We start from the raw sequence: 17,092 nt of genomic DNA on the forward strand, positions 1-17,092 counted from the left end.
ATGATCAATGTTGATGATGCGTACGCGGATGTTCAACCACCAGAAGGATCAGTTCCCCTTTGTCCAGTTCCTCCTGGGAACACCGGGCAAAATCGATTTCAAAATAGCCGTTTTCAGGATCACGTTCCACAGCTCCCTCCATATACTCCTCGCCATGCTTCCACCATGCAAGGAGCCCGGCTTCTCGATCCTGCTTGTCCAGCCATCCTTCAACATGAATGGTTGCATCGGAGAACTGCACCCCATCCACGACGGCAAGTCCGGTCCGGCAGGAAGGCTGGTCGTTCTCACCCCAGGTGATCACATTATAGGAGAGCTGTTTGCCAAACTCGGATGCAGCCATTTTGGTCATTTCCCTTGGGAGCCGGGTGATCGCGAGCATGACCAGGGGGGCATCCGTGTCAGGAACGCTCGCCCGGGACTCAAAGGCCAGGATTTTTTCTCTGACCTGTTCGGGATCGGCCATCCAGTCGGGCCATCCGGGATGTTCGTGACGATGAACAAGCACAGGCAATGCCTGGATGGCCATGAAATGAGCGATTTCCATTTCCAGTTCCCGAAAAAAGTGGATGATCGAATCCTCTTCCGGTTCCTGCAGCAGGTCCTGGCTGTGTATGGTCTTTTGAATTCCAGCAAGTACTTCCTTGTCCACCATCCCCCAGAATCGATCGAGATCTTCAAAACGCAGAGCATAGGTGTTCCATGTTTCCGCATGTCCGAAGTCAGATCCGATGGCCACATCCCCTTCAAAGGTGAGATGCGGGGCCATGAATGTCTGGGCCACGCGGACTCCGCTAACCTCTTCAAGTACCTCTGTCACGAGCACCACGGGAGGATTGATGTACCGGTGTCGCTTGTCCCAATGGCCAAGTTTTTCCTTGAGGGACCAGATTTCTCCGGGATGTGGACGATGTGCGTGCGGGGGTGCGGGAAAAAGATGCGCGAGGTTGTCCTTACCGTCACCCGTATCATGTCCTTTCGGGGGAGTATCTGGACAAAACGATTGCAGAGCCTCACCCAATTCCTTCCATGGCTGAACCGCTTCCGGGGTTCTGGCGGCACAATGGGCACACCGTTTTCTGTGTTCCTCCACCTCGTGGGCGTGATTCGGGGCACTGCATATGGCATGTCCCGGGCAGGTCCGTTCCTGATACATGTCCCGCCAGTCCTGTTTCATGGCGGATAGATCAACGCGCTTGGGCATGTCGGCTCCTTGTTTGATCTGCCTTCTTACGGGAAGAACGGGAACAGTCTTCGTCTTTACAACTCGCAAGGAGCATATCCTGGAATCTGGCAAACAGATTCTCGTTGAAATCCTCCCTGCCCAGACCGTCTTCCAGGGAAAGAAGAACTCGCAATTCCCGGTGAACTTTGTCCAGGACATAGGATGCATGGGAAGGTCCGGACAATCCCAGTGCTTGGGCAATGTCCTTGAGGGGCATATCGCAATGATATCTGAGGCAGAAAACGAGGAGAAGATCGAGATCCTCCAGTTGCAGGGCGATACGTGCAGCCCGATCGCTCACCCAGGCATCCGTGTGTTCGACACGACCGGGATTCGACGATTCGTTCGGACCAGGCCAGTCTCGAGGGACTGTTTCGTCATCGTCGGATTGAGGATTTCGATACGTTGCGGGTTCGTATTCGGTTCCTTGAGGCCATCCGGCACGGGTGTAGGCGCAGAATTCACGAAGAGGGATGCTGACCGCATGGCCAAGATGGTTTTCCACCTGTTTTCTGAAATCTCTGGCCAGAGTGACAATCGTTGCAGCGGTTCGCACGTCGTTGACCGGGATTGACGGAAAGCAGGGACAGAATCCCGTTTGCAGTAATTCCTCATAGGAAGGCATGCACACGGCATCCTGGCTGAGGCTCCCATAGGATGCCGCGTGAGATGATGGTGTATATCCCATGTCCGGCGTGGCACTCAGGGTCTGGCGCACCCGCTGGTAATATCTGTCGCGATTTTTTTCATTGTGAAGGGATCTGGCCATTGTCTTCAGATAGCGCTCAAGACCGTTCCAGTCTTCCCGAGCGAGCAGCATGGCAAGTTTGCCCCGCGATTCTCCCTGTCGCGTCCGCAGTACCTCCCACAATGAAGCGGCCAGGCTTTCAGGTTCTTCATGGTCGTGTCCTGTCCCGGATCGATCGGGTTTCGCATGAGCGCTGACGCATCGCAGGAGAAGGTCCCAGCATTCCCTGGAATTGATCCATGTGTTGAAGGGATTGTTTGCCTTCATCCATGCCTCCCGGCAAGACAGGTTTGGGGAACAATGCCGTAGAGGCCGGGTTTTCGGGTCAGATGAAGCGAGCGGGGGACCGGAAAGGAGAATTTTTCCAGAATGTACGAGTCACGATCCATGCGCTTGCCGGTTTTTTTGAGCAGACATCCCTGTCTGATGAATCGCCCCGAATGTTTCCTGCTCGAACAGGGGCAGACATGGGAACCCACGGATGAGGAGCTGATCACGAAAAGCGGGTGGGTTCCCGAGGATCTGGACCGTGCGGGAAACGAGCCGGTTCGTTCTTTCCACCAATCGTTTCGAATACCCATGAGAAACATGTTTTTTTCCCACATGACTGCGGGCAGTCCGATGATGTGGCTACCCATGGTTGCGAGGATTCGCTCACTCTGTCGTGTCCAAATGTCATCGATCAGATTTGCCTTTTTTTTCATCTGCGTGATCCTTGCCTTGCAAGTGGAGATGTCCGGGGTGATACATTATATGATCTCGATAGGGAAGAGAACGTTTGTTCGCGTAGCACCCTGCTGTTCCGGCATATGCATCACAAAGATCACGGGATCAATCCTCCAGGATGTTTGTGTATGAACAGGGGTAGCTTTTTGTATGACATTAAATTTGTTTATGAAAATACTTTCAATTTTGTAATTCATGAGGTATGGCTTCTGTACTTTTCAAGTACAGCAATTTCCCAGACTATTGGCTGAAATAATGAGAGAAAATTAAAATCGATGTTTTTTTCGTCTCTTTTTGAAAAATGATCTCCGGTACCCGTTTAAGCTGGTGAGTGGTGTACATGTTTATGGGGTGCGAGGAAATCGTATGTGTTGCGAGAGAAGAATGTTTCATTTTAATCTAGATAGTCCCTAAATAAAGAAATTTAAAGATAATGATTTTAAGTGGATATATAGATACATTCTCAGGCTTTTCCGGTTTGTTTGATTTTAAGAGGCAAGGAAGACCTGCCTCGCGATATAGATCGGGGTAGTCTGTATAACCTGAATAATTTTTAGAGGTGAGCATGAAAAACGGGTACTTACGCTATTACAAACGAGAAAGAGTGACCGCCGAGTGTGAGATCATCACTCCTATGTTCTTGGGGGGACCCGACCAGAACGCTCAGTGGCGTGGCGCGCCGTTCAAGGCTTTGCTACGCAAGTGGTGGAGAATTGCTCATGGTGCGGGGATGACGAGCAGTGATCTGTATGAGAATGAGTCACAGATTTTCGGAGCAGCTGGAGAAAAGGGGAGCAATTTGGGCAAAAGCAAGGTTGTGATTACTTTGCAGGCCGATGCCAAGGCGTGTGAACAGAAGATGCCGAACATCGCTCCGGTTAACCAACCAGAATGTCAACGTAACAGGGGAGATGTTTCACCTCTTCTGTACTTGGCAGGGATGGGTTTGATGGCCCCAAATGGCAACGTTAAACATTCTTATTTCAGCCCTGGTGAGAAGTTTGTACTTACAATCGAAGCGGGACATCATGAAATTGAGGGGCTCAAGCCGGTCTTTCGACTCCTCCAGCTCTTTGGGACTATTGGTGGAAGGTCTCGAAATGGATGGGGAAGTTTTATTTTACATATCGAAAAAAAATTTCTGGAAGCGCCAAAATTGTATTTTTGGAAAGAGGGATTCGATTGTGACTATCCTTCTCTACTCGGAAAAGACGGAACAGGCGAATTGATTTGGAAGACCCAATCAAAGGATGCTTGGAAAGAGGTAATGCGTGATCTGGCAGAAGCCTACATCGCTGTTAGGGCTAAATCCGTTCGTGGTTACGATAAGCTTGATCCAGGTGCTGGATCAGCAAACGAAAGGCATCTGCTTGGCATACCTCTAACACATCACGCTGCCTTCGGAAATACTGCCAGACATGCTTCACCACTTCATTTCAAGGTTCTTAAGCACGGGGGACAATATCAGGGAGTTATACTGCATCTGCCTCACAGGCATAGTGACCAGCAACCCATCTTTGAAAGGGATAAAGAAAAACAAATCAAAGTCTGGGAAAAAGTACATCATAAACTTGATGCCATATCAAACGTTCAACGAACAACAATGGCAGGGATGTAAGAATGAACAGAATATTTCGAAAAGACGCAGACTACTGGAACGCTAAACTGCAGGCCTTTCTGCACGACCCGCCGGACAAGGCCATTCATATCCCCGGTCATGAGAGGAGAAGCAGGCAGTTGCTGAATGCTATGGGCATCGACGGAACTTTGGACAGAGATGCCTACAGCGGATTGGACGTCATTGCCGCAGGTATGGACAGGATGCAGTTTCCTGGTTTTTCAAAGGATGATGAAAGCAGTGGGGCCATTGATTTTTCCCAAAAGCCCATGCTCACGCATCCGACATCGGCAAACGCTGCTCTGAAAATTGACGGACAAATTCCCGATATCAAGACCATAAGTGCCCAGATAGAAAGCATTGTCAAAAATGATATTTCAAGGATTTCTGACAGGTTTGCCGGTCGACCCGATGAGTTGGCAGTGGCCCGTTTCCATTACGTTCGCCATGCCTTGCGTGGACAGTTGACTCGAAAAAATACGGGAGGTCTGGGCGGATTGTGGGCCAAGATTCCGGCGGATACGCGAGTTCCAGACCATTCGATTTGGCAACACTGTGCTCTTGTTTCCGCGCTTTTTTCTTGTGCCCAGCTTTCCAAAACCAGGCAATCCTCACTCATGGTTTTTGGGTTGACTCCGGTGCAGAATTTCATCGCACGAGCTAGGAAGCTCAGGGATTTCTGGACAGGTTCGCTTATTTTGTCATGGCTGGCCTTTGAGGGAATCCGGCAAGTGATCTATGAACTGGGCTCGGATCATGTACTTTATCCTAGCCTGATCGATCAGCCTATGATCGAGAATTTTCTAGGCAAGGAATGTGCCCTTGATGAACTGGGATTGTTTGATTCTTCCGATACCGGGGTAGCGTCGTTTCCCAACAAATTTGTCTGTCTGGTTCCCTCGGGTATGGAGGATGTACTTGCAGGTTCGATAAAGATGGCGATCAAGGACGCGTGGTCGGACCTTGGTAATCGGGTGCTCGGTCTGATTGAGGAGAAGTTTGGTCGGGACGAAACTGTGAGCAAATTATTCGCGAGGCAACTGGACGGATATTTTGATTTTCATTGGTCAGCGTGCCCGTTGATCGATCAATCAGGTATCGCAACCGCACGTGAATTGCTCAATGAGCGTGTTTGGTCACAGGCATTGGAGACATTAAACGACTCAAAAAAATTGAAATACTCCATTCCCGCCAAAAGTGCCTTTTACGGAACAACGCATGCCATGGTTCAAGGATTCATGGCCGCAGGAAAATTTTGCAAAACAGATAAAAGAGAGACTGAAGAGGGAATCAAATGTCAGCTGCATGGTGATCTGGAAATCCTGCATCTGGACCATGCCGTTACTGGGGATAAAAATCCGCGTCCTGAAAACGATCCTTTCTGGTCCAAATTCAAGGAAAAATGGACCATGTCCATGGGTGCTGCGTCAGACTTCAAGGAGAGCGAACGTCTGAGTTCATTGGGTATGGTTAAACGATTGGCCGGTTATGCCATTCGCAGGGACAAAGAGCATCCTTTGTACCCATTCTTCAAGGACGACAACTCCTTTCCTGCTACCACGGAAATGGCCCTCAGTGATTGGTTTGAAAGACTTCCCACCGGAGTGAAGAAAAATCTTCAACAGGACTTGGGATCAAACTGGAGAGGACGTATTGCAGATCACTATCACGCCCAGGATGAAGATGAATCGGGTCAGGGTGAAGAAGATTCCGTGCTGAACAGGCTCAAGCGGGAAACACCACTGAACGATGCCGACAATTATTACGCTGTGCTACTCATGGATGGCGACAAAATGGGCAAACTGGTCAATGGTGAAACCATTGCCGCCACTTGGGACAGTGTGGTTCATCCCGATTTAGTTGAAAAATTGAGACATTGGCCTGAGGGAAAGGATGGCTTCCGGAAATTCTGGGATACGTATCTGTCCAAAAAGAGGATGCTCAGCCCGGCTGTTCATGCAGCCATTTCCGAGGCTTTGGGCGATTTTGCTCTGCATACCGTACCCTCCATTGTCAACAAGCATAGAGGGAAACTCATCTACGCCGGGGGAGACGATGTCTGTGCCGTTTTGCCGATTTCAACCGTGTTGCAGGCTGCAAAGGATATTGCCACTGCGTATAACTATCCCTTTCTAGTCTTGGAAAACGGGCTACCAACGCCTGTGCTCGATATCTGGAAACCTGGAACCAGTCGGCTTTTTCACCATTTGGGAGCCGGAGAGGCGATTTCCATATCAGCGGGCATACTGCTGACTCACCATAAACGTCCCTTGCTCGGAGCAGTGAAAAGGGCCCATCAGCTTCTTGAAGATGCCAAAGACAAAGGCGGTCGCAATTCCTTGGCTTTAGAGTTGGATAAACGTTCCGGTGGGGCTCGGTCCTGGAGGGCTTCCTGGAAAGACCTTCCCGCGTCAGAACTGAATTTGGACAAAAGCGAAAAGAGTGAAGGGGATGAAAACAGGGGTGAAACGCTGAATGATCAAAAGTTGGTGGATCTTTTTGTGGATATAACCACGCAACTCGCCAGGCCCGATTTTAAGGATATGAGCTCCTCATTCATTTACCGGCTTGAAATGTTTCGTGATGGTTTACTCACGCTGGCCAACCATAAACCGGAAGGGATGTCTCAATTTTTACTCAGTCAGATGGGGCGAAGCGCATCCAACCGTCAGATCGGACACACCAAAGGTGAAGGCAAAACGAACTTGGAGACACTTGCCCGCAAATGTGCAGCCCTTGTTTTGCGCAAATCCAATGAAGGACAGATGGACGTCGATACGACGGCTCTGATTATTGCCAGGTTCATGAGCCAGCGCCTTGTATGCACCAAGGAGGATAACCATGAGCAGCATTAAGCAATGGCTGAGGCTGACACCAGTGGATACCCTGTTTTTCAAGGGCTCCGAACCAATGGTGGCTGGGCAAAATCACGAAGCCGCAAGTGTATTTCCCCCCATGCCGGAAACAATCATGGGAGCGATACGGGCTGCTATTTTGGGACAGCGGCATATTCCCCTGGGGGATTTTTTGAATGCTGACAGGGAAAAGTATGCTGATCATCCTTGTTTGGGAATTCCTGAAGAACCGGGATTTGAAATAGCCGGACCTGTTTTCGAAATTGCCGGCAGCAAAAGAGATGTCTTTTTCCCCGCCCCAGCTCATTGGTTTGCCGGTAATCTCAAGAAAATGAAACCGGGCGATGTCGTGCCAGTCAGGCCCGCCCAAGTATGTACGTCCCAATTCAAAACTCTGGGCCTCAAGGGTTCGGTTTCGGCACCTGTTTGGCTTCTCAAGCCAGAGCAGGAAGATCTGAAATCAATGAGCGGGATGTGGTGTAACCTCAAGGGGCTAGGAGCTATTTCTGCTGGTGGTGGGGTTCTACGTTTTGCCGGGAATGAGACCGGCTCCCTGGATGACCATGACCCGTCTGTTGCAACGATCGCTTCTGCGGGCTGCTTTTATTCGTCCGAGAACAGGACTGGAATCGCTTTGGAGTCCTATCGATCCAGAAAAGTCAGAAAAGGGTATTTGTATACTTTCACCCAAGTCAGAATGCATCCGGATGTCAGACTCCTGGTCGGCCTTTCGCAGGCTGTTGCCCCCCAAAGCCTAGATGAACAGGGATTGCTTCAACTTGGAGGAGAGCAGAGAATTGTCAAATACGAGGTTGCCGAGAAAGTCATCTTCCCCGCTAGCAATTCCGGTTGGATCTATGCATTGGGACCCGTCAAAACCACATCGATTCAGGATCAAGAGTCTGGTTTGGCTGAACTTCCAAGAGTTTCAGGAAGTTTGATCAGAATTTCCGGATGGGACATGAAAAATCATTTTCATAAACCGGTATCCTCGTTTTTCCCGGCGGGAACCGCAATCAATATCGGACCTGGAAGCGAAAACAATTTTTTTGGCTTTACGAACATATAAAGGAGAAATCATCATGTTGTTCGACAAAAATAATGTTTCAATGTGCGTTCTGTATGGTGTTACCCCCCTTCATGCTGGTTCAGGACAGGCGACCGGTGTCGTCGACCTCCCCATTCAGCGAGAGCGTCATACGGGCTGGCCCATGGTGCAGGCTTCTGGCGTGAAAGGAGCTTTTCGCGATTGGTTCACCAGATATTTTGCTGCAAACCAGGATAGCAAATTTCAAGGGGATCAGGCTCGCAAACTTGATGATATTGTATTCGGGAAAGAGGAGAAGAGTGGTGACTCCGGGCATGCTGGGGCTATTTCCGTTTCGGACGCAAGGCTGCTTCTTTTTCCTGTTCGCTCCAATGTAGCCCCATTTGTCTGGCTGACTTGTCCGGCTATTCTGCAACGGCTCAAGCGGGATATGAAAATCATGGAAGAACAGGACGATTTCGAGATACCAGAACCCACCGGTGACGATGCGATTTTTTTGACTCCCGGCATAGATAAGCAAGAAATCGTTCTTGAAGACCTGGCTGTTTCTCAAAAACAACAAGCACTCGGGGCCGTGACGGCTTTGATAGGCAAGCTTGCTCCCCAAGCGACACGAGTTCTTCTGGTTACTGACAATAATTTCAAGTTCTTGGTCGAGACCGCAACCGAAGTTCAGCCCCAGATAAGAATCAAGGAAGATACAGGTACAACTCAGGATGGTTCTTTGCGTTATCAGGAACTTCTCCCTTCGGACTCTGTGCTCTATGTGATGACATTTTTTACTAGTGAGCGCACGGCAGAATCAAAAATGCAGGCGGACATGATCAAGGAATGTGTCAAGGACGCACTGTCTTCCCATGTTCAGATGGGCGGTGACATGACCATGGGGCGTGGCATTATGGAAATTAATTGGTTCACGGCAACTGCATAAGGGGGATCACAATGAGTACGACCAAGGCCCAACAACGTTCTGCATTTGCTTTAGAAGAACTTCAGTCACTGTCGTGTAGTCGGGAAAATTTTGATCGGGAAAAATTTGCCAAGTTTTCAGCCGGCCTGCCATCCATGATTCTCCAAAACGGTCTCGGGCAAACATTGGCTTTTTTGCTGGGTAAGGGAAAAACCGAGCACCTGGCTGGTTTTTCCATCATCAAAAACTGGCTTTATTCCGAAAAAATATTGAGTACAAATGCGGATAGACCAGCTGTCTATGAAATTTCCCAACTCAACCAGCAAGACTATCTCAAAGCCCAATCAGAGGCTCTCAAAATGTTGGAATGGCTAAAACGTTATGCAAATTCCAACTTGTTTTAGGAGGGCACAATGCAACATGAAACAACACCGGCTACACGCTACGTTTCTATTGATGTAAACAATATTATCGGCGATATTCCCAGTGGAGACTTCAATTTTGGTCTTTATTTCAATAAATGGATGTATGTGGCTGACTATAATCTTTTAAAGCAAGATTCAAATTGGAATAGAACAAAAGATTTAACGTGCTCAACCGATGATCAAACATCCTTGGTAAGAAGAAATGACTTTTGCAACCCTAATATTTTGTTGGATAATATGGATATATCAGTATCTCTTTTCAATGGGATCCAGTGCTATTGGAGAGAATACCCAGAAGAAAATAATAAAGGAAAATATAGGTCGAAAAAGAAAAAAATATCTATTTCAGGTCACTGGAATCGTCAACATGCAGTGAATTTCCTTGATATAAAAAACGCCAAATTAAATGCAACTGCAGCTTCTTTCCAGCAACTCGGCTTCAAAGAAGTCCGGATTGAAGCCATTCTTCAGAGCCCTTTGGTCATCGGACTGGGTGGCGAGCATCCTACCGAGAAAAGTTTCAAGTTCGACTGGAACTTGGGAATTCCGTTCATTCCCGCCTCTTCACTTAAGGGGGTTGTTCGACTGGCGTTTTTGGTAAAAAAACTTAATGAGTTGCAAAACGAAGCCGATGCAGAGCTGTTTTGGCGAGATGTTATGGGAGGTGTTTTGCCGGATTCGGCCAGGAATCTTTTTGGGTGCGGTGTTGTAGGCAAGTCTCAAGAGGCTCGGAGAGGAGATGTGATTTTCATGGATGCCTGGCCGAAAACAATGCCAATGCTCAAGGCTGAGATCATGAACTGCCATTATCCCGACTATCTGAATAAAAGAGCCGAACAGGGGCCGACCGAAAGCCAGTCGCCCAATCCTCAGAAATTTTGGGCAGTTGATTCCCATGATGATAAAGGAAAACCTGTTGTGTTTGTTTTTCGAGCATTCCTCGCTCCGGAAGCATGCGATCTGGAATCAGAATTCAAAGCGGCCTTGAACCTCGCCCTGCACGATCATGGTCTCGGGGCCAAAACAGCCATTGGCCATGGGCGGTTTGCGGCAAAATCTTTATTGAGTTCAGATGATTCATCAGAATTAGAAGTGAGCGGCAGTGGGTCTGCCAAAAAATTGGATGATGACGTGGAGGTTGTTTCGGCGGAAAATGTTCATATGGTATGGAGTCCTGGGAATGCCACTATCACTTTTACTCATGAAGGGAATAAAATCATGCACACGGGTAAGGAAATCATTCCGTCCCAATACCACAAAGAACTTTTCAAGAAACCAAAAAGTGCGACTGCCAAAAAAGTGGTCTTCAAAAAACTTGGGAATTTGTACGAAGTTGTTTCCGTTGAATAACAGTGTGTCGACAGTTGGACATAATCATGTTTCCCATTTCTTTCAGCGAACTCTTTCCCAACCTGAATTACTCTAAAGTAAAACTTTCAGTAAACCTCTCCAGGCCGAGTATCGCTCCCTTGAGCGGTTCGGCCTGGAGAGGGCTCATGGGTTGGGAGATAAGCAGTCTGGTCTGCCCGTTTGACCGCAAGAAATGCGGTCAATGTCTTATCGCTACGCATTGCCCCTATTATCAATTGATAGAGGCCAAAACCGAGTATTCCGGATTGTTTGATTCACCCAGAGGATATGTCGTTTATTGTGATCACCCGGCAGGTTCCGATGCTTTGGAATTGGAGATCACTTTGGTTGGAACATGCCGTCGTTTTTTTCCTGTCGTTCTCAAGAGCCTCGATCGAGGCGGACGTCGGGGGGTCGGATCTGCTAGGATAATCTATTCCGTGCGTGAAGTCAGGGCGCTGGATAGCAGGGGATGCTGGTTGAGCGTACACAATTTGGATCAGCCTTTGCCCATCCTGAAGGTCGACAAACAGGTTTCGTCTGACCAATCGTTCGAGATCAAGACTCCGGTCAGAATGCGGCGGATGGGTCGGTATCTTAATGAGATGGACTGGCCATTTTTCTTTCAGGTTCTGGCTCGGCGTATGGAAGCGTTGCATTGCCTTTATTGTGACGGTCAACCCTTTGGAAAGAAGACTTGGAAACATCTCCAGGAAGGCTTTGCAAAGTTTGGGGAGATCGAAGACAAGGTAATTTGGAAGGATTTCTCCCGGTATTCAAACAGGCAAAAAAGAAAGGTTCCCATGGGTGGACTTGTTGGAAAGGTGGATATTTCTACAGCAGAAGATTGGGTCGCTACGTGGATGCAGGCCGCCCAGACGCTGCATTTGGGGAAAGGCGCAGCCATGGGGTTCGGCAGAGTAGAGGGCTTGGCCTGATATGGGCTGAGAGCCTTGCTCGGGCTATCTGTGATCCTGGCATAGGACTTTCGCCATCCATGATTTGGAAAAATACTTTTTTCCATTCAATACCCTGTAATCACAGGCAACGATGCAACGAGGTGGATGGCAAGAGATATTTTTAATAATAACAATATGATAAGTTAAAAAAATCTAAAACCCAAGCCCTGAAAAAATTTCCAACCCACCAAAAAAAGGGAGGTGGATGGCAAACCCGTTTTTAGCCCATGACTGACAAGGATTTTGAGAGGAAGAGTCTGAACAATTGCCCCGACTTGAGGGGTTTGAGACAATAGTAGGTGTATGGTATCTCTCAAAGAACAGGTCCAGTCTGAACAATTGCCCCGACTTGAGGGGTTTGAGACGATAATGGACCCCTACTTTTTCCGCAATCATCCTAAGGTCTGAACAATTGCCCCGACTTGAGGGGTTTGAGACTTAGGTAGCTTGTACAAACAAAAAGTAGCCTTGTGGGTCTGAACAATTGCCCCGACTTGAGGGGTTTGAGACATGTCGTGCAGTGTAGTCCAGGGTCCTTCTTCTGTCAGTCTGAACAATTGCCCCGACTTGAGGGGTTTGAGACATATGCTCGCTTCTGTGACTCGGTAAGGTGACTTGCTGTCTGAACAATTGCCCCGACTTGAGGGGTTTGAGACCTTTCCAGCCTCGTCACCGAGTCGATGACAACCGTTGTCTGAACAATTGCCCCGACTTGAGGGGTTTGAGACCATTGCCTGGGTCTTGAGATCGTTGGCGATCTGCTGGTCTGAACAATTGCCCCGACTTGAGGGGTTTGAGACTTGCAGGTATGCGCGGTCCGCGCTTGTAGTACGAAGTCTGAACAATTGCCCCGACTTGAGGGGTTTGAGACACAATCATACCATGCAAGTGAAAATAACAATTCTTTGTCTGAACAATTGCCCCGACTTGAGGGGTTTGAGACTGAACCGCCGTGTCCTTGTCCGGGCCGGAATGCGTCCGTCTGAACAATTGCCCCGACTTGAGGGGTTTGAGACTCGTGGACGTCTGCTGCCCCTCTGTGCCGCCGATGAGTCTGAACAATTGCCCCGACTTGAGGGGTTTGAGACTGTTTCGGTTTCGTTGACGCTCTCTTCCTGCGCTGAGTCTGAACAATTGCCCCGACTTGAGGGGTTTGAGACCCCAGCGTCTATGAATCGCCTGTACATGATTGGTTAGTCTGAACAATTGCCCCGACTTGAGGGGTTTGAGACCCCGTAAGCGACCATTCTACAAGCCAATACCCATCCTGTCTGAACAATTGCCCCGACTTGAGGGGTTTGAGACGACTTGAGGACCATAAACATTAGGATAATCTGCGTCTGAACAATTGCCCCGACTTGAGGGGTTTGAGACAGTTATGGACTGCCCAGAACATATCCCACCAGAATCGTCTGAACAATTGCCCCGACTTGAGGGGTTTGAGACTCAATAATCCCCGCAAAATAACCACCTTCACATTCGTCTGAACAATTGCCCCGACTTGAGGGGTTTGAGACTCCTGGGCTTTCCAGAAGGAGATAGCCCTGACCATTAGTCTGAACAATTGCCCCGACTTGAGGGGTTTGAGACACCCCCTGCCCTTGACTACCTTATAAGCACCCTTTTGGTCTGAACAATTGCCCCGACTTGAGGGGTTTGAGACTTGGCACGTTTTGCCGCCTCTTCGCGCCGGGCTTCTGCGTCTGAACAATTGCCCCGACTTGAGGGGTTTGAGACTATCTCCCTACTTTTGAAGACGTTCAAGAATGTCTTCAGTCTGAACAATTGCCCCGACTTGAGGGGTTTGAGACACAGAACCAACACCAAGACCGATACAAAACGCGCCGGTCTGAACAATTGCCCCGACTTGAGGGGTTTGAGACTTGGCGTCCTTGCAATCCTTTGGAAGGTTCGCCTTCGTCTGAACAATTGCCCCGACTTGAGGGGTTTGAGACAATCCATTCCCCGGACTCGTGGATCAGTGATGTGTGGTCTGAACAATTGCCCCGACTTGAGGGGTTTGAGACTCTGCCAGTGTTACCGTCCTGTGCTGTGCCATGCCGTCTGAACAATTGCCCCGACTTGAGGGGTTTGAGACTGCAACTGCACCCACGCCTCTTTACCACCATGAGTAGTCTGAACAATTGCCCCGACTTGAGGGGTTTGAGACGCCTTGCAGTGAATCTGCTTTGCGATGATCTTTGTCTTGGTCTGAACAATTGCCCCGACTTGAGGGGTTTGAGACCCGATTATTACAATCCAGATTACAGCTATCGCGTCCGTCTGAACAATTGCCCCGACTTGAGGGGTTTGAGACAATCCATTCCCCGGACTCGTGGATCAGTGATGTGTGGTCTGAACAATTGCCCCGACTTGAGGGGTTTGAGACTCTGCCAGTGTTACCGTCCTGTGCTGTGCCATGCCGTCTGAACAATTGCCCCGACTTGAGGGGTTTGAGACGCCGCTATCCAGTTCCCTTTTTTGCTTCCATCATCGTCTGAACAATTGCCCCGACTTGAGGGGTTTGAGACGCACCCTGGGTTGGTTTTGCCGCCTGCTCGAGAATGTGTCTGAACAATTGCCCCGACTTGAGGGGTTTGAGACTTGAACCACTCGGCGCTTTTCTGTTTTTCCATCAGTCTGAACAATTGCCCCGACTTGAGGGGTTTGAGACCATATTGACGAGTTGTTCCAAGTTCTTGTGCAATTTGTCTGAACAATTGCCCCGACTTGAGGGGTTTGAGACTTAATACAAAATCCCATATTATTTTCTCCCAATTAAGTCTGAACAATTGCCCCGACTTGAGGGGTTTGAGACTCCACGGTCAGAGCGACGTAGGACGCAAAGGATATGTCTGAACAATTGCCCCGACTTGAGGGGTTTGAGACCAATCTTCTTTAACAAAACGATTGTCTTTGCCATTGGTCTGAACAATTGCCCCGACTTGAGGGGTTTGAGACATCAAATTGCGTGCCCTTGCAAGCTCTCTCTCTTCTGTCTGAACAATTGCCCCGACTTGAGGGGTTTGAGACATATCCACAAGCCTCCTTCTCATTTTTTTTATGTCTGTCTGAACAATTGCCCCGACTTGAGGGGTTTGAGACTGGGCGGGGTCCACTTTGGGACTGCCTCGTAGGCTGTCTGAACAATTGCCCCGACTTGAGGGGTTTGAGACTCTTCCATGGAATTTTCACTTCTTTCTCCTAACCAAAATGTCTGAACAATTGCCCCGACTTGAGGGGTTTGAGACAGACAACGGTTCTTGCTTGTCCACCAACGTTCTTCGGTCTGAACAATTGCCCCGACTTGAGGGGTTTGAGACTTCTTCAATCTCTTAGAATACCTCTCTGCGGTTTGGTCTGAACAATTGCCCCGACTTGAGGGGTTTGAGACTGGGCGGGGTCCACTTTGGGACTGCCTCGTAGGCTGTCTGAACAATTGCCCCGACTTGAGGGGTTTGAGACTTGAGATTGAAACTCAAAATCAGAATCGGGAATTACCAGCTATAACGCTGGAGAACGTTGAGTGCTTCGTGTTTTTTGAGAGGGGGTTTAGATGGCCTGTAAACTCATCACATTTCTTGGTACTGGGAAATATTCCGAAGTTGAATATTTCCTCGATGATGGAACTGAAGTCGTTGCCCATGCTTCCCGATTCGTACAGGCCAGCATGGCTTCGCTGTTTGAGCCTGATTCAGTTTTGATTTTATTGACAGATCGTGCACGCAAGGAAAATTGGTTGGGAACCAAGTCCAAGATTCCACTTGAAACAGTCACTCGGGATCTGCCCAACATTCCTTTTCATCCCATCAGTATACCGGATGGGTTCAATGAAAAGGAAACCTGGGAAATTTTCTCAAGATTGGCGGATCACATTGATGAAAATGACGAAATCATTTTCGATGTAACCCACTCTTTCAGGTCCATTCCCATTCTTGCCCTGGCCTGTCTGCAATACCTACGGGTTCTCAAGCATATCGAAATCAAGGGCATCTATTATGGTTGTTGGGAGGCGAAGCAGGATGCAACACCGCTGCCAAGGGCTCCGATCGTCAATTTGACACCTTTTCTGGATGTCATGGACTGGAGTACGGCTGTCAGCAGTTTTGTGGACAAGGGGGATGTTGCGGATCTGGGCAGGCTTTTGAGGAAAGAAACCGTGCCAAGGCTTTCAGGCGAGTTAAGGGACAGGTCTAAAATACTTGAGTTCAGATGGAATATGGGGTAAAAGCAAGCGTTTTCATTTTTCGATGGTTATGTTGCCGCGGATGGTCGTAGGCAGATTTTTTTATAGGAGGTGGATATATGCCCAGAATAGCACGATTTGTTAGGACGGATAATCCTACTGTCTATCATGTGATTTCAAGGACGGCCCTGGCGGGGTTTCCCATGGAAGCGGCTGAGAAGGATTATTTGTTGGGACTCATCAAGCGGTTGAGCCAATTCTATTTCGTGGATGTACTTGGGTTTTGCATCATGTCCAACCATTTCCACCTGGTGACGCGGATGTACCCTGTGGATCATTTTCCCGACGATGAGGTGCGGGTGCGGCTGGAAAAATGGTTTCCTGAAGGTCGAGCGATAGGTGAGCAGACCATTTTGAAATTTCGGGAGCGTTGGTCGTCGCTTGCGCAATTTATCAAGGATATCAAGCTGGGGTTCACGCGGTATTACAACAAGCGGCATGGTCGGGAAGGGTATTTCTGGGGTGGGCGTTTCAAGTCGATGATCGTTCAGAACGGGTATTCATTGGTGAATCTGCTGGCCTATGTGGACCTTAACCCCATCCGAGCCGGGATCGTGAAACGACCGGAGGAATACCGGTGGTGCTCGTTGGGGTATCATGTCCAGACCGCAAATCATGACGGCTTGCTGTGCGTGGATTTCGGTATGAAGGAATGGGGAGAGCGGGAATCTGCCCAGATAATGCGTAAATACAGGCAGTTCGTGTATGAAACCGGTGCGGTGGATACGGGCAAGGGCAACCCCATGGACCCGAAGATTGTCAAAAAGGAGAGAAAGAAAAATTTTGAGCTGAAGCGGTTCGAGCTTTTCTGTTATCGGACACGGTACTTCAGTGATGCCGGGATATTGGGCTCAAAGGAGTTTGTCCGGGAGGTTTTCGATCAGGTCAAACACCTTTTGCAATCAAAGGATGAGAGGACGTTTACCTCCCTTGCCGGGGCTCAAGGGATCTATTCCATGAAGAGGCTGCGGGTCTAGCCGAG

Annotated in this window: 12 protein-coding genes and 1 CRISPR repeat array; of the genes, 9 read left to right on the forward strand and 3 right to left on the reverse strand. The window is 49.0% G+C overall.

Annotated features, from left to right (window positions below; translation table 11 throughout):
- Positions 1-4: 4 nt before the first annotated feature.
- Genes ACTVJH_RS12280 through ACTVJH_RS12290 form a run of 3 tightly spaced genes read right to left on the reverse strand, consistent with a single transcriptional unit; the run spans position 5 to position 2,677 of the window.
- Positions 5-1,204, reverse strand: a complete 1,200-nt coding sequence (locus ACTVJH_RS12280) for a hypothetical protein (protein ID WP_455991172.1) — start codon at positions 1,202-1,204, stop codon at positions 5-7.
- Positions 1,188-2,240: a hypothetical protein gene (locus ACTVJH_RS12285; RefSeq protein WP_455991175.1), complete on the reverse strand. Its 1,053-nt coding sequence runs from the start codon at positions 2,238-2,240 to the stop codon at positions 1,188-1,190. The genes ACTVJH_RS12280 and ACTVJH_RS12285 overlap by 17 nt, the downstream gene beginning before the upstream one ends.
- Positions 2,237-2,677 carry a hypothetical protein gene (locus ACTVJH_RS12290; RefSeq protein ID WP_455991178.1) on the reverse strand — a complete coding sequence of 147 codons (441 nt, stop codon included), beginning with the start codon at positions 2,675-2,677 and terminating at the stop codon, positions 2,237-2,239. The genes ACTVJH_RS12285 and ACTVJH_RS12290 overlap by 4 nt, the downstream gene beginning before the upstream one ends.
- Before the next feature lie 587 nt (positions 2,678-3,264).
- Here ACTVJH_RS12290 and ACTVJH_RS12295 point away from each other — a divergent pair.
- The 9 genes from ACTVJH_RS12295 (at position 3,265) to ACTVJH_RS12335 (ending at position 17,087) form a co-directional block, all read left to right on the forward strand.
- A complete protein-coding gene (locus ACTVJH_RS12295) occupies positions 3,265-4,317 on the forward strand; it encodes an RAMP superfamily CRISPR-associated protein (protein ID WP_455991181.1) in 1,053 nt (350 codons plus the stop codon).
- Between the two features lie 2 nt (positions 4,318-4,319).
- Positions 4,320-7,172, forward strand: a complete 2,853-nt coding sequence (cas10, locus tag ACTVJH_RS12300) for a type III-B CRISPR-associated protein Cas10/Cmr2 (protein ID WP_455991184.1) — start codon at positions 4,320-4,322, stop codon at positions 7,170-7,172.
- The gene (locus ACTVJH_RS12305) at positions 7,159-8,241 is read left to right on the forward strand and encodes a type III-B CRISPR module-associated Cmr3 family protein (RefSeq protein WP_455991187.1); all 1,083 of its coding nucleotides are present in this window, start codon (positions 7,159-7,161) and stop codon (positions 8,239-8,241) included. The genes cas10 and ACTVJH_RS12305 overlap by 14 nt, the downstream gene beginning before the upstream one ends.
- A gap of 13 nt (positions 8,242-8,254) precedes the next feature.
- Complete coding sequence (gene cmr4 / locus ACTVJH_RS12310) at positions 8,255-9,151, forward strand: type III-B CRISPR module RAMP protein Cmr4 (protein ID WP_455991190.1); 897 nt, start codon at positions 8,255-8,257, stop codon at positions 9,149-9,151.
- Between the two features lie 11 nt (positions 9,152-9,162).
- Positions 9,163-9,534, forward strand: coding sequence for a type III-B CRISPR module-associated protein Cmr5 (cmr5, locus tag ACTVJH_RS12315; RefSeq protein WP_455991193.1), 372 nt, complete (start codon positions 9,163-9,165; stop codon positions 9,532-9,534).
- A gap of 9 nt (positions 9,535-9,543) precedes the next feature.
- On the forward strand, positions 9,544-10,905 hold the full coding sequence (gene cmr6, locus ACTVJH_RS12320; RefSeq protein WP_455991196.1) for a type III-B CRISPR module RAMP protein Cmr6: 1,362 nt from the start codon (positions 9,544-9,546) through the stop codon (positions 10,903-10,905).
- Positions 10,906-10,931: 26 nt separating this feature from the next.
- On the forward strand, positions 10,932-11,843 hold the full coding sequence (cas6, locus tag ACTVJH_RS12325; RefSeq protein WP_455991198.1) for a CRISPR system precrRNA processing endoribonuclease RAMP protein Cas6: 912 nt from the start codon (positions 10,932-10,934) through the stop codon (positions 11,841-11,843).
- A gap of 276 nt (positions 11,844-12,119) precedes the next feature.
- Positions 12,120-15,329: direct repeats of the CRISPR family, unit length 36 nt; unit sequence GTCTGAACAATTGCCCCGACTTGAGGGGTTTGAGAC.
- Between the two features lie 91 nt (positions 15,330-15,420).
- Positions 15,421-16,092 carry a TIGR02221 family CRISPR-associated protein gene (csx2, locus tag ACTVJH_RS12330; RefSeq protein WP_455991200.1) on the forward strand — a complete coding sequence of 224 codons (672 nt, stop codon included), beginning with the start codon at positions 15,421-15,423 and terminating at the stop codon, positions 16,090-16,092.
- A 77-nt stretch (positions 16,093-16,169) separates the two neighbouring features.
- Positions 16,170-17,087, forward strand: coding sequence for a transposase (locus tag ACTVJH_RS12335; protein ID WP_455991202.1), 918 nt, complete (start codon positions 16,170-16,172; stop codon positions 17,085-17,087).
- Positions 17,088-17,092: the final 5 nt, after the last annotated feature.

It is taken from the genome of Desulfoplanes sp. PS50 (assembly GCF_053851535.1).